This is a genomic window from Burkholderia ubonensis, from assembly GCF_902833085.1.
GTDB lineage: Bacteria > Pseudomonadota > Gammaproteobacteria > Burkholderiales > Burkholderiaceae > Burkholderia > Burkholderia ubonensis.
Map to the genome: position 1 here is coordinate 1 of NZ_CADFEB010000002.1, position 13,050 is coordinate 13,050.

General features: G+C 68.6%; 17 protein-coding genes. 12 read left to right on the top strand and 5 right to left on the bottom strand.

Annotated features, from left to right (window positions below):
* Window positions 1–120 precede the first annotated feature (120 nt).
* From nrdR to HWX31_RS03920, 6 genes are all read left to right on the top strand, one after another.
* A complete protein-coding gene (gene nrdR, locus HWX31_RS03895; protein WP_010091494.1) occupies window positions 121–603 on the top strand; it encodes a transcriptional regulator NrdR in 483 nt (160 codons plus the stop codon).
* A gap of 153 nt (window positions 604–756) precedes the next feature.
* Window positions 757–1,305, top strand: a complete 549-nt coding sequence (locus HWX31_RS03900; RefSeq protein WP_244143651.1) for a GspH/FimT family pseudopilin — start codon at window positions 757–759, stop codon at window positions 1,303–1,305.
* Window positions 1,305–1,703 (top strand): hypothetical protein, encoded by a 399-nt coding sequence (locus HWX31_RS03905; protein ID WP_174964795.1) that lies wholly within the window; start codon window positions 1,305–1,307, stop codon window positions 1,701–1,703. Before HWX31_RS03900 ends, HWX31_RS03905 begins: the two co-directional genes overlap by 1 nt.
* Entirely contained in the window at window positions 1,693–2,523 is an 831-nt protein-coding gene (locus tag HWX31_RS03910) for a PilW family protein (protein WP_174964794.1), read from the top strand. Before HWX31_RS03905 ends, HWX31_RS03910 begins: the two co-directional genes overlap by 11 nt.
* A 62-nt stretch (window positions 2,524–2,585) precedes the next feature.
* Window positions 2,586–3,065 (top strand): hypothetical protein, encoded by a 480-nt coding sequence (locus tag HWX31_RS03915; RefSeq protein WP_174964793.1) that lies wholly within the window; start codon window positions 2,586–2,588, stop codon window positions 3,063–3,065.
* A gap of 14 nt (window positions 3,066–3,079) precedes the next feature.
* A complete protein-coding gene (locus tag HWX31_RS03920; RefSeq protein ID WP_174964798.1) occupies window positions 3,080–3,505 on the top strand; it encodes a type IV pilin protein in 426 nt (141 codons plus the stop codon).
* A gap of 66 nt (window positions 3,506–3,571) precedes the next feature.
* On the opposite strand, the gene HWX31_RS03925 is transcribed toward HWX31_RS03920, so the two are convergent.
* The 3 genes from HWX31_RS03925 to HWX31_RS03935 all read right to left on the bottom strand — a co-directional run bounded on the left by HWX31_RS03925 (window position 3,572) and on the right by HWX31_RS03935 (window position 4,879).
* Window positions 3,572–4,018, bottom strand: a complete 447-nt coding sequence (locus tag HWX31_RS03925; protein ID WP_059616944.1) for a DUF3318 domain-containing protein — start codon at window positions 4,016–4,018, stop codon at window positions 3,572–3,574.
* Between the two features lie 43 nt (window positions 4,019–4,061).
* Window positions 4,062–4,451 carry a phage holin family protein gene (locus HWX31_RS03930; RefSeq protein WP_174964792.1) on the bottom strand — a complete coding sequence of 130 codons (390 nt, stop codon included), beginning with the start codon at window positions 4,449–4,451 and terminating at the stop codon, window positions 4,062–4,064.
* 125 nt (window positions 4,452–4,576) lie between these two features.
* The gene (locus HWX31_RS03935) at window positions 4,577–4,879 is read right to left on the bottom strand and encodes an ElaB/YgaM/YqjD family protein (RefSeq protein ID WP_010091502.1); all 303 of its coding nucleotides are present in this window, start codon (window positions 4,877–4,879) and stop codon (window positions 4,577–4,579) included.
* Window positions 4,880–5,183: 304 nt separating this feature from the next.
* On the opposite strand from HWX31_RS03935, the gene HWX31_RS03940 reads away from it, so the two are divergent.
* Window positions 5,184–5,822: a peroxiredoxin gene (locus HWX31_RS03940; protein ID WP_059611261.1), complete on the top strand. Its 639-nt coding sequence runs from the start codon at window positions 5,184–5,186 to the stop codon at window positions 5,820–5,822.
* A 180-nt stretch (window positions 5,823–6,002) separates the two neighbouring features.
* Here HWX31_RS03940 and HWX31_RS03945 read toward each other — a convergent pair whose 3' ends face one another.
* Window positions 6,003–7,190, bottom strand: coding sequence for an acyl-CoA dehydrogenase (locus tag HWX31_RS03945; RefSeq protein ID WP_059611263.1), 1,188 nt, complete (start codon window positions 7,188–7,190; stop codon window positions 6,003–6,005).
* A gap of 94 nt (window positions 7,191–7,284) precedes the next feature.
* Between HWX31_RS03945 and HWX31_RS03950 the strand changes: the two genes are divergently transcribed.
* Window positions 7,285–8,076 (top strand): IclR family transcriptional regulator, encoded by a 792-nt coding sequence (locus tag HWX31_RS03950; protein ID WP_174964791.1) that lies wholly within the window; start codon window positions 7,285–7,287, stop codon window positions 8,074–8,076.
* Between the two features lie 85 nt (window positions 8,077–8,161).
* On the top strand, window positions 8,162–8,572 hold the full coding sequence (locus HWX31_RS03955; protein ID WP_174964790.1) for a GFA family protein: 411 nt from the start codon (window positions 8,162–8,164) through the stop codon (window positions 8,570–8,572).
* Between the two features lie 46 nt (window positions 8,573–8,618).
* Here HWX31_RS03955 and HWX31_RS03960 read toward each other — a convergent pair whose 3' ends face one another.
* Entirely contained in the window at window positions 8,619–9,422 is an 804-nt protein-coding gene (locus HWX31_RS03960; RefSeq protein WP_059611268.1) for an EAL domain-containing protein, read from the bottom strand.
* A 333-nt stretch (window positions 9,423–9,755) separates the two neighbouring features.
* Here HWX31_RS03960 and HWX31_RS03965 point away from each other — a divergent pair, with 333 nt between their 5' ends.
* The 3 genes from HWX31_RS03965 to HWX31_RS03975 are packed head-to-tail and all read left to right on the top strand — an operon-like array spanning window position 9,756 to window position 13,046.
* Window positions 9,756–11,432, top strand: coding sequence for an FAD-dependent oxidoreductase (locus tag HWX31_RS03965; RefSeq protein ID WP_174964789.1), 1,677 nt, complete (start codon window positions 9,756–9,758; stop codon window positions 11,430–11,432).
* Between the two features lie 28 nt (window positions 11,433–11,460).
* Complete coding sequence (locus HWX31_RS03970; protein WP_174964788.1) at window positions 11,461–11,694, top strand: DUF2783 domain-containing protein; 234 nt, start codon at window positions 11,461–11,463, stop codon at window positions 11,692–11,694.
* Window positions 11,691–13,046, top strand: a complete 1,356-nt coding sequence (locus HWX31_RS03975; protein ID WP_174964787.1) for an MFS transporter — start codon at window positions 11,691–11,693, stop codon at window positions 13,044–13,046. Before HWX31_RS03970 ends, HWX31_RS03975 begins: the two co-directional genes overlap by 4 nt.
* The last annotated feature ends 4 nt before the right edge of the window (window positions 13,047–13,050 follow it).

The window sequence follows — 13,050 nt, forward strand, 5'->3', positions numbered from 1 at the left end:
CTGGTCGGCAACCTGATCGCCGACGTGCTCGACAACCCGGAAGATGCAGCGACGATCGAGCGCGTGCGCGCGCAGGTGGCCGAGCTGACCAAGCGTTTCCCGGTCTATCGCTGATCGCTCATGCGCTGCCCGTTCTGCCGCAGCGACGACACGCAGGTGGTGGATTCGCGCGTGTCCGAAGACGGCGCCGCGATTCGCCGGCGCCGCCGCTGCTCGGCCTGCGACAAGCGTTTCACGACGTACGAGCGGGTCGAGCTGGCCCTGCCGGTCGTCGTGAAGAAGGACGGCAGCCGCACGGAATTCGACCGTCGCAAGATCGTCGCCAGCATGCAACTCGCGCTGCGCAAGCGGCCGGTTGCGGCTGACGCGATCGATGCGGCGGTCGCCCGCATCGAATATCAGCTGCTCGCGACAGGCGAGCGCGAAGTGCGTAGCGAGAAGCTCGGCGAACTCGTGATGAACGAGTTGCGCGGCCTCGATACGATTGCCTATGTGCGCTTTGCATCGGTGTATCGCCGGTTCGAAGACGTGTCCGAATTTGCCGACGTGATCGAAGAGTTCCGTCGCGCCTCTCCGGCTGCCAAGCCCCCGCGTAAGCGCTGACGCGCTGCATCGTTTCATCGCATTCCCTCCTGGTCGTTCACGCTGCGCCGATTGTGGCGGGTGTGGCTGCGCGCCGCCAGCTGGCCGTTCGGCAGATGGTGCGCCAGCGCGCACGCCGCTACAGTCGTCGCATGACGTTGACGGAGGATGGCGATGTGGCGCAGCGGAGCAGTATGGAGGGCGGGGGGATTCACGCTCGTCGAACTGATGGTCGTGGTCGCGATGCTGGCCGGGCTCGGCCTGTACGCGGCGCCTTCGTTCGAGCAGTGGCGGATGCGCGAGCGGGTCGACGCCCGTTCGCGCGCGCTGCTCGGCGCGCTGTCGTTCGCGCGGGTCGAAGCGGTGCGCCTCGGCGTGCGCGTCACGCTTTGCCGGGCCGGGAACGACGGCGCCTGTGTGCGTCCCGGCCAGCGCTGCGATGACGGCGAATGGTCGTGCGGCTGGCTCGTGAGCGGACATTTCGACGAGCGGGCGCAGGTGCTGCGGCGGTATCCGCGCGATCCGTACGTGATCGTCGAGGGCGTCGCGCACGAGCTGGCCTTTGCGCCGCCGGCCGGTCAGGCAATCGGCGGCATCCTGCGGTTCGAACTGCGCCCGCGCCTGAGCGCGCACGAGGCCGATGCGCCACGCGCGTCGCGTTGCGTGCGGATCGCGGCGGGCGGCCGGGCGCGCGTCGTCGCCGGTCGTTGCAAGGCGGCCTGATGAGCGCGCGGCGCACGATGCGCGGCGCGTCGCTGATCGAGGCGGCGGTGGCGGTCGCGCTGCTCGCCGTCATGATGCTCGCAGTGGCCGGCGGCCAATTCGCGATGGCGCGTGCGCAGCGCTCGACGATCTGGCGCGAACGTGCGTTGTGGCTGGCCGATGCACGCATCGAAAGCGCGCGCGCGGCGCCCGGCGCGGATGCGGGCCTCGCGGCGCTGGCCGTCGCGTCGTTGCCGGATGGCGTGATGACGATCGATGGCGGGCCGGGTGACGCCCGGCTCGCGACCGTCGGCTGGCGTGACGGCGATGCCGCGGGATGCGAAACGGTCGGCCGATCGGCGCGTTCGCCGTCATGCGTGCGGATCCCGTTCCGCGAGGTGCCGGCTAATGCATATTGATCGCCGAGCTCGTGCGCATACGCTCCTCGAATTGCTGATTGCGATGTCGGTCGGCCTGCTCGTGCTCGCGGCAGTCGGCGCACTGCATCATGCGCAGCGTGTCGGGCAACGCCGGGCCGACGATGCGTTTCGGATGCGCGACGCCGCAAGCACCGCATTGACGCTGATCGGCCAGCAGATTCAGATGGCGGGCTTTCAACCGCTCGACCTGTCGACGTCGCCGCTGCCGCCGCTGTTCGGGTGCGCATCGGCTCGCGCGCGCGGCGAAGATGCCCAAGTGCGCTGCGAACCGGCGCCTGCGTCGTCCGACACGCTGCTGGTTCGCTATGTCGGCGACGCAGTGTCGACGTGGCCGACGGCAAATGGCCAGGTATCGGATTGCCTGGGGCAGGGCGTCGGCGCGCCGGCGGACCGCCCGCTCGTGTCGAACCGCTTCGACGCCCACGTCAGCCCGACGACGGGCGAGCCTGAACTGTATTGCGAAGGGAATGGGCGCCTGGGGACCGCGCAGCCGGTCGTATCGGAAATCGACCAGCTGCGACTGCGCTTTCTGCGACGTGGCGAGACGCGGTTCGTCGATGCCCGCGCGATGCGCGCGGACGACTGGCGCGACGTGATTGCCGTGCATGTCTGCGTGCGGGCGCGTGGCGAACCGATGCGGGAGCGCGTCAGTCATGTCGATTGCGACGGCCGTGCCGCCGTCGCGCCGGATCGCCGCGCGCGGTTGACGCTGCATCGTGTCGTGGCGTTGAGGAATGCGTCGGCCGAGCGCGACGATCGCCGGGCCGAGACGCGGCGCGCATCCGGAGCATCGCGTTGAGCCGGGCCGAACAACGGGCGACGGGGCACACGCACCCTAAGCGCGTTTGCCGCGAGGCAGGGATGGCGCTGCCGGCCGTGGTCGCGGTCGGTGCGGCGATTGCGGCGCTGACGGGCACGTGGTTCGAATCCGCATTGACGGAGGCGCGCCGCACGCGCGCGCTGTCGGACCGCCTGATCGCGTTTCATGCGGCCGATGCTGCGCTTGCCGCGTGTGTCGAGCGCTTGCGTCAGGGCTCGGCGCCGTACCTGGGCGCGGGCCTGCCGCATGCCGAGCCTGACGCTTGGCGGCGAATGCCCGCGCTGGACATGCCCGAAGCATTCACACCGTTTGCCGCATGGCCGGTGGCCGCGCAGCCGGCGCGTTGCCTGATCGAGGCGTGGCACATCGCACGGCCCGCCGCCGGTCGTGCGTACCTCGTCACCGCTCGCGGCGTCGGCGCGCATGCGTCCAGCGCTGTCTGGCTGCAGATGCAGGTCGTGATGCACGACGGCCGGATCGTCGCGCAGCGATGGCGTCGCGTCGCCGCGCAGCCCCGATGAGCGTGGGGGCACGCATGCGCCGGTGGGCCGGGTTCACGTTGCTCGAATTGATGATCGTGCTGGCGATCATCGCGGTGCTGGCCGGCGTGGCGGTTCCGTCATACCGTCAACAGGCCGCGCAGGCGCATCGTACTTCAGCCGTGACCGCGCTTTACCGGGCGGCGCAGTATCTCGAGACGCTCGACGGCGCACCGCCATCCACGTTGCCGGACGTACTCGCGCATGCGCCGCCGGACGGGCGGGCCGTCTATCGGCTGGCGATCCGGCGCCCGGACGACGGCGCATTCGTGTCCTATGAACTCGACGCGCGTCCGCTCGACGACGGGCCGATGCGCGATGACCGCTGCGGGGCGTTCACGTTGCGCTCGGACGGGACGAAAGGCAACGTGCTGCCGGACGGTGCGCGTGAATGGGAGCCGATGTGCTGGGGCGTGCGATGACGTGACGCGACACGCATGTCGCCGCGCTGGCGACGCGCGGCGGCTGGCGATGCCGCGAGCCGTGCGTCAATCGTTGCCGGTCGTCTCGCCGTCGCTTCCTTCGCGCGATTGTTGGAAGAACCGGTAGATTTCCCACGCGGCAAAGCCGAGCGAACCCCACTTCAGCACCGGGCTCGCGCTCGCGCGCAGCAGCGAGCGCACGGGTTTCGCGAGCACCAGCGACACAAGCGAGCTCAGCATCGGATACTGGTTGACGAGGTTGCCGATGCTCGCGTTGAGGTTCTTCGCGGATTGCCCGAGCGAGCCGCCCGCGAGCCCGGGCACCAGCAGCTTGAGCCAGCGGAAGCGGGTGACGGCCTGCCGTATTTCCGCGCCGGCCTCCGCGAGTTCCAGGCGCTCGACTTCGGAGCGCAGGATCAACAACTCCTTGCGGATCGCGCGGTTCTGTGCCGCATTCAAGCGCGAATGCGGCGAGGCCGTGCGATATCGGTTGCCTGTGGCGTTATGGCTCATGGCGCGTCGGCGAAGTGGGTGAAGGAAACGAACGCGTGCGCGCTCACGACTTGCCGCGGAACAGTTCGCGGTCTTTCTCGAATTCGGCCAGCGTGGCTTCGAACACGACCGGCGCGTTGCGCAGGCTCGCGCGCACCTTCAGCGCGCAGGCGGCGCCGGCGATCGCGTACAGCGCGGTGACCACCGCGAGCGATTGCCAGCGATAGGTATCCCAGAACGCGATTGCGACGAGCACGGTCAGGCTGATGAGCGCCATCGTCGCCAGCATCATTGCGATGAGCCCGAGGAACAGCACGCCCATCAGGCGCTCTTTCTCTTCGGCGAGCTCGATGCCCGCGAGTTCGAGGCGCGTTTGCAGCAATCCGATCACGGAGCCGATGAGGCGACGCAACGGACTCTGGCCGGATGACTGCGAGGTGGTGTCTGTCGTCATGAATGATGTGCTTGCGCGTGCAGAAAACGGCTAAGGCAAAGCCGACCGGCATGTCGCCAGTCTCGGCTTTGGCGCCCGCGAGCCGCGTCGGGCGGCCCGCCGGCGGTTTGGTGCAGGCCGCGCGTTTACTTGCGGTTGACCAGCAGGCCGATCAGCACGCCGACACCGGCCGCGATGCCGATCGACGTCCACGGGTGCTCATGCACATAGTCGTCGGTCGCGCGCGCGGCTTTCTTGCCTTTCTCGACCACGACGACCTGAACGTCGGTTGCCTTTTCCTTGGCCTGCTTCAAGCGCGACATCGCTTTCTCGCGCAGCTCGGCCGCACGGTCGCCCGTGCTGCTCGCGGCTTGCTTGAGCAGGTCTTCGGCGTCCGCAAGAACGGTTTTGATATCCGACATCAGTTTCTCCTTGTTGATTTCCGACATTGCAACTCCCTTCATGCTGTCATGCTGCAGTTCATATCGTAGCGAAACGCCTGCTTGCTGGCGAGCCGGGATGATGCGGCGCGGTGGCGCAAGACAACATGGTAAACGACTTGTAATGTTCAAGGGGAGCGGCAAACGGGCGGAAACGTTTCCCGACAAGGGCGCGCGCCGGACAAAAATGACAAAAATGTATGAATATCGAACGGAATAATCGTTCGCATGGCTGTCCGCTTCCCGTAAGCTACCCGACTGTCCCGCGCGAGTGGCGCGGGGTTCACCACGCATCGTTCAAGGAGAGAACAACATGGGTCTGCGTCTTGGCGACATCGCGCCGGATTTCGAACAGGATTCGAGCCTCGGCCGCATCAAGTTCCACGAGTGGCTGGGCAACGGCTGGGGCGTGCTGTTTTCCCATCCGGCGGACTACACGCCGGTGTGCACGACGGAACTCGGGCTGACCTCGAAGCTGAAGGGCGAATTCGAGAAGCGCAACGTGAAGGTGATCGCGCTGTCGGTCGACAGCGTCGAATCGCACCAGGGCTGGATCAACGACATCAACGACACGCAGGCGACGGTCGTCGGCTTCCCGATCATCGCGGACGCGGATCGCAAGGTTTCGGAGCTGTACGACATGATTCATCCGAACGCGAACGAGACGCTCACCGTGCGCTCGCTGTTCGTGATCGATCCGAACAAGAAGGTGCGGCTCATCATCACTTATCCGGCGAGCACCGGGCGCAACTTCGACGAAGTGCTGCGCGTGATCGACTCGCTGCAGCTGACCGACAACTACAAGGTCGCGACGCCCGGCAACTGGAAGGACGGCGACGACGTGGTGATCGTCCCGTCGCTGCAGGATCCGGAAGAGCTGAAGCAGCGCTTCCCGAAGGGCTTCAAAGCGGTGCGCCCGTATCTGCGTCTCACGCCGCAGCCGAACAAGTGAGCACGGCGCGCCGCATCGCGCGGCGCGCGCTCGCGGCTGCAGGCAGTCCGCCCGCCGGCTCACGGCGAACGGAACCGCTCCGCTCATGGACAAACGGCCTGCCCGGCATCGACGCCGGGCAGGCCGTTTCGTTTGCGGCGCGCCGTGATGCGCGCGCCGGCCACGCGGTGGCGGGCGCGTTCAGAAGAACGCCTGGATGCCCGTCTGCGCGCGGCCGAGGATCAGCGCGTGGATGTCGTGCGTGCCTTCGTACGTGTTGACCACTTCGAGGTTTACGAGATGGCGCGCGACGCAGAACTCGTCCGAGATGCCGTTGCCGCCGAGCATGTCGCGCGCGAGCCGCGCGATGTCGAGCGCCTTGCCGCACGAGTTGCGTTTCATGATCGACGTGATCTCGACGGCCGCGGTGCCTTCGTCCTTCATGCGGCCGAGCCGCAGCACGCCTTGCAGGCCGAGGGTGATTTCGGTCTGCATGTCGGCGAGCTTCTTCTGGATCAGCTGGTTCGCGGCGAGCGGCCGGCCGAACTGCTTGCGGTCGAGCACGTACTGGCGCGCGGTATGCCAGCAGGCCTCGGCGGCGCCGAGCGCGCCCCAGGCGATCCCGTAGCGCGCGGAATTCAGGCACGTGAACGGGCCGCGCAGGCCGCCGACGTGCGGCAGCCGGTTTTCCTCGGGAACGAACACGTCGTCGAGGACGATTTCGCCGGTGATCGACGCGCGCAACCCGACCTTGCCGTGGATCACCGGCGCGGACAGGCCCTTCCAGCCCTTCTCGAGGATGAAGCCGCGGATCGTGTCGTGGCCGTCTTCCTCGAGCTTCGCCCAGACGACGAACACGTCGGCGATCGGCGAGTTCGTGATCCACATCTTCGCGCCGGACAGCGAATAGCCGCCGGGCACCTTTTTCGCGCGCGTGATCATGCTGCCCGGATCGGAGCCGTGGTTCGGCTCGGTGAGGCCGAAGCAGCCGATCCATTCGCCGGTCGCGAGCTTCGGCAGGTATTGCTCCTTCTGCGCATCGGAGCCGAACTCGTAGATCGGCACCATCACGAGCGACGACTGCACCGACATCATCGACCGGTAGCCGGAATCGACGCGCTCGACCTCGCGCGCGATGAGGCCGTAGCTCACGTAATTGAGGCCGGGGCCGCCGTACTGCTCGGGGATCGTCGGCCCGAGCAGGCCGAGCTCGCCCATTTCACGGAAGATCCCGACGTCCGTGCGTTCGTGGCGGAACGCCTCGGTCACGCGCGGCGCGAGCTTGTCCTGCGCGTATGCGCGCGCGGCGTCGCGCACCATCCGCTCGTCCTCGGTGAGCTGCTGGTCGAGCAGCAGCGGATCGTCCCAATGAAAAGTTGCAGCGCTCATCGTGTCATCTCCTGATCCCATGCCTATGGTTCACTTGACTTGCGTTCCGCTGCGCGGAACAATGTTTTGCAAATCGACCTCAGTGTAGCACCGGATGACGCTTTCAACCATCGACGACCAACCGATCGACGAGCGCAAGTTCGTCGTCGCGCTCGCGCGCGGCCTGGACCTGCTGCGCGCGTTCCGGCCCGGCGAGACGATGCTCGGCAACCGTGATTTCGCCGAGCGCACCGGCCTGCCGAAGGCGACGGTGAACCGGCTCGCGTATACGCTGACGGTGCTCGGCTACCTGCGCTACGACGACACGCTCGGCAAATATGCGCTCGACGCGGGCGTGCTGTCGCTCGGCTTCGCGCTGCTGTCCGGCGCGGGCACGCTGGACCTCGCGCGGCCGCACATGCAGGCGCTCGCGCGCGAGATCGGCGCGGCGGTGTCGCTCGGCTGCCGCGACGGGCTCGACATGATCTATCTGGAGACGATCCGCAGCGAGACCGCGCTGACGCTCGGGCTCGCGCCCGGTTCGCGGCTGTCGATGCTGACGAGCTCGATGGGGCGCGCGTATCTGGCGGTGCAGCCGGAGGACGTGCGGCGCGCGCTGTACGCGGAGCTGCACCGGGCGGCCGGCGCCGGGCCGGACGCGGACGCGCTCGTCGGCGCCGCGCAGCAGGCGGTGGCCGAGTTCGCGTCGGGCGGCTGCTGCTATTCGTTCCGCGCGTGGCACGCGGACGTCAACGCGGCGGCCGTGCCGTTTCGGGAGCCGCGCGAGGGGCGCTGGCTGATCCTGAGCTGCAGCGGGCCCGCGTCGTCGATGGGGGAGGGCGTGTTCCGGTCGCAGGTGGGGCCGCGCCTGAAGGCGCTGGCGCAGCGGCTCGGGCAGGTTGCTTGACGCTGCCTGGGCACTTCCCGGTTGTGCATCCGCCGAACGGCGCTCATCATCGGTCGCCTGACGCGCGAATACGACGAGGTTCGCCATGTCGCACACGGAAATGCTCGAAGGCGGCTGTGCCTGCGGCGCGATCCGTTACCGGATCAAGCACATCCCGACCGACGCCGGCTTCTGCCATTGCCGGCTATGTCGGAAGACGACCGGGGCGGCGGTGGTCGCGTCCGCGTCGCTGCCGCTCGATGCGTTCGAATACCTGAGCGGCGAGCCGGTCGTCTACGCGTCGAGCGCGTGGGGCGAGCGGCGCTTTTGCGGGCGTTGCGGCGCGCAGCTCGAATACCGGCTGCGCCATGCGCCGCGGACGGTCGAGCTCAACTACGCGACGCTCGACGACCCGTCGAGAATTCGCGCTGCGTGGCATATCTGGTACGCCAGCCGGTTTCCCGGCATCGAGATCGGCGACGACTTGCCGAAGCATGACGACGGCGGCGAGGACTGACGCACGCCGCCGCGCGGCCACAACCCGCCACCCGTCACCCGCCGCCTCAGGCTGACACCACCTTCGCGAACACCGGCCCCTGCATGAACCGCACGTCGTGCTGGCGCAGCAGCTCGCACTGCGTCTCGTCGACGACGCCGTCGAAGATCAGCGGAATCCGCACGCGCTGCGCATACCCGACGAGCGCCTTGACCATCCCGTCGCGCAACGCGATGCCCGCGTCCATCTTGATGTAGTCCGGCCGCGCCATGTCCGATTCGACCGCGAGGATGCGGCCCGGGTCGGGCAGCTTGTCCGCGACCCTGAAGCCGTGATGCTGGTAGCTGCGCGTCAGGTAGCCGAGGAAGGTCTTGTGCGCGACCGCGGCGGCCGGCAGCTCGATCACGACCCGCTCGGGCGGCAGCCCGAAGCGCTGCAGCACCGACGAGAAGTGCTTGCCGTGGTCGTACTTCACGCTCTTCAGCAGCCGCTCGTGCACGCGCAGGAACAGCAGCCCGTGGCGCTGCGCGCCGAAGAAGTTGATCGCGTGCAGCGCGCGCGACAGGCGGTCGACCGCGACCAGCGCCTGGTCGTCCGCGGCCGAATCGAACGGATCGGGCGCGGTGCCCGTCGCCAGCGTCACCGCCTGGAAGCCGAGTTCGTCGCCGTAGCGCTCGATCGCGTCGGCGAACGACGTCGACTGCGGTGCGCCCGGCATCGTCACGTCGTAGATCGGCTCGTACGCGCTGTTCAGCGTCAGCTCGGGCAGGTGCGCGCACGCGGTGCCGCCCTCGGCGAGCGCAACGTGATCCCGCAGGAACGGCAACTGCCCGGCGCGGGTGACCAGCTCGGGAATGGTAGGCGGAATCATGGGGAAGTCAGCATGGAAAAACGGCGGCCGAACGGGCCGCCTCATCACTCGATAGTAGCAGCGCGCGCCGCGCTCGGCTTGGCGATTCGCTCATATGGTTATCCCGCCGGCAGTCGTTGCTTAGGGTTTACGTTGTTTTCACTATCCGTAATTGGTTTTACTATTCGTAAATCCTGAGTTTGTCGTCGATCAAGAAAGACAGCATTCGGGCGTCGTCGGACGATGCCCTGTCCCCGATTCAACAGGAAGCAAGGAGCGAGACGTGGCGGGTGAGACGAAATGGACGTCGCAGGCGGGCACGGTGTTGCCCGCGCGACAGGGTGGAGCGGACGGATGGCGACCATGAGCATCGATTACCAGACCCTGAAGTTTGCGTACCGGCCGCGCGCGGAGCGCGGCGCCGACAGCGACGCGGCGATCCATCCGGTGATCGTCGTCGGCGCGGGCCCGGTCGGCCTGTCCGCCGCGATCGACCTCGCGCAGCAGGGCGTGCCCGTCGTGCTGCTCGACGACGACGACACGCTGTCCACCGGCTCGCGCGCAATCTGCTTCGCGAAGCGCACGCTCGAGATCTTCGACCGGCTCGGCTGCGGCGAGCGCTTCGTCGACAAGGGCGTGAGCTGGCACGTCGGCAAGGTGTTCCTGCAGGACGAGCAGCTCTATGCGTTCGACCTGCTGCCCGAGGCGGGGCATGCGCGTCCGGCGTTCATCAACCTGCAGCAGTACTACGTGGAAGGCTATCTGGCCGAGCGCGCGTTCGCGCTGCCGAATCTCGACATCCGCTGGAAGCACAAGGTGACGGGCCTCGTGCAGTCGGACGCGGGCGCGGAACTGACGGTCGAGACGCCGGAAGGCGTCGAGACGCTGCGCGCGCGGTACGTGATCGCGGCGGACGGCTCGCGCAGCCCGGTGCGCACGATGATGGGGCTCGAGAGCCACGGCCGCACGTTCAAGGATCGCTTCCTGATCGCCGACGTGAAGATGAAGGCGGAGTTTCCGACCGAGCGCTGGTTCTGGTTCGATCCGCCGTTCCACCGCAACCAGTCGGTGCTGCTGCACCGCCAGCCGGACAACGTGTGGCGCATCGACTTCCAGCTCGGCTGGGACGCCGATCCGGTCGCGGAGAAGCAGCCGGAGCGCGTGATCCCGCGCGTGCGCGCGCTGCTCGGCGCGGACGTCGAGTTCGAACTGGAGTGGGTGAGCGTCTACACGTTCCGCTGCCAGCGGATGGATGCGTTTCGCCACGGCCGCGTGCTGTTCGCCGGCGACTCGGCGCATGGCGTGTCGCCGTTCGGCGCGCGCGGCGCGAACAGCGGCGTGCAGGACGCCGACAACCTCGCGTGGAAGCTGAAGCTCGTGCTCGACGGCCGCGCGGCCGAGCGCCTGCTCGACACGTATGCGAGCGAACGCGAGTTCGCGGCCGACGAGAACATCCGCAACTCGACGCGCTCGACCGATTTCATCACGCCGAAGAGCCCCGTGTCCCGCGTGTTCCGCGACGCGACGCTGAAGCTTGCGCGCGACTGCGAATTCGCGCGCAAGCTCGTCAACAGCGGGCGCCTGTCGGTGCCCGCGGTACTCGCCGATTCGCCGCTGAACACGCCCGACCGCAAGGGCGACGCGTTCGCGTGCGCGATGCGTCCGGGCGCGGCGGCCGCCGACGCGCCGGTGCAGGCGCACGGCGCGGCCGGCTGGCTGCTGCGGCATCTGTGCGACGGCTTCACGGGCGTGCTGTTCGGCCTGCCCGGCGACGCCGCCGCGCTCGCGCAAGCGCTCGCCGGCCATGCGCTGCCGGTGAAGCCGGTGCTCGTCGTGCCGAAGGGCCAGGCGCGCGACGTGCCGGGCGTCGACGTCGTGGAGGACGTCGACGGGCTGGCCGCAGCGCGCTATGACGCGCAGCCCGGCACGTTCTACCTGCTGCGGCCCGACCAGCACGTGTGCGCGCGGATGCGCGCGCTCGACCGGCAGGCGGTGGGCGACGCGCTCGCGCGCGCGACCTGCGCGGCCTGACTGCCAACCAGACATCGGAGACACCGCCATGCATCACCATCTCGACACCCGCCTGCGCCTGGCCGATCCGGACGCGTTCTACGAAGCGCTGATCGACATGCATCGCGACCTGACCGACGGCGACAGCCAGCTCGTCAACGCGAAGCTGATCCTGCTGCTCGCGAACCAGATCGGCGACCTCGGCGTGCTGCGCGAAGCGATGGCGCTCGCGCGCCAGGGTGTGACGCCGCCCACGCATCCGGCCGCGGAGGCCGTGCAATGAGCGCCGCGCCGAGTGCCGCACGCACGCTCGAAGTCGAGTGCGTCATCGACGACCCCCATCGTCCTGCATTTCACTGGATGCTGCTCGCGCTGTGCGGGCTGTGCCTCGTGATCGACGGCTTCGATGCGCAGGCGATGGGCTACGTCGCGCCGAGCGTGATCGCCGAGTGGGGCGTGCCGAAGCAGGCGCTCGGCCCGGTGTTCAGCGCGAGCCTGTTCGGGATGCTGCTCGGCGCGCTCGGCCTGTCGGTGCTGGCCGACCGGATCGGGCGGCGGCCGGTGCTGATCGGCGCGACGCTGTTCTTCGCGCTGACGATGCTCGCGACGCCGTTCGCGGGCTCGATCCCGGTGCTGATGGCGCTGCGCTTCGTCACGGGCCTCGGCCTCGGCTGCATCATGCCCAATGCGATGGCGCTGGTCGGCGAGTTCAGCCCGGCCGCGCATCGCGTGAAGCGGATGATGATCGTGTCGTGCGGCTTCACGCTCGGCGCGGCGCTCGGCGGCTTCATCAGCGCTGCGCTGATCCCGGCGCTCGGCTGGCGCGCGGTGTTCTTCGTCGGCGGCGCGGTGCCGCTCGTGCTCGCGGTCGCGATGGCCGCGCGGCTGCCGGAGTCGCTGCAGTTCCTGGTGCTGAAGGGCCGCGATGCGCAGGCGCGCGACTGGCTCGCGCGCTTCGCGCCCGAAGCCGGCATCGACGCCGGCACGCGCGTCGTCGTGCGCGAGCAGGCGCCGAGCGGCGCGCCGGTCGCGGAACTGTTCCGCGACGGCCGGCTGCCGGTCACGCTGCTGTTGTGGTCGATCAGCTTCATGAACCTGATCGACCTGTATTTCCTGTCGAACTGGCTGCCGACGGTGATGCGCGACGCCGGCTATGCGCCCGGCACCGCGGTGATCGTCGGCACCGTGCTGCAGACGGGCGGTGTGATCGGCACGCTGTCGCTCGGCTGGTTCATCGAGCGCTACGGCTTCATGCGCGTGCTGTTCGCGTGCTTCGCGTGCGCGGCGGTGTCGGTCGGGCTGATCGGCTCGGTCGCGCATGCATTGCCGTGGCTGCTGCTCGTCGTGTTCGCGGGCGGCTTCTGCGTGGTCGGCGGCCAGCCGGCCGTCAACGCGCTCGCGGGCCAGTACTACCCGACGTCGCTGCGCTCGACGGGCATCGGCTGGAGCCTCGGCATCGGCCGGATCGGCTCGGTGCTCGGGCCGCTCGTCGGCGGACACCTGATTGCGCTCGACTGGTCGAACGACGCGCTGTTCCATGCGGCGGCGGTGCCGGTGCTGTGTTCGGCGCTGTTCGTGCTCGGGCTTGCAAACGTGACGCGGCGGCGCGGTGCCGAGACACCGCGCGCCGTCTGAATTG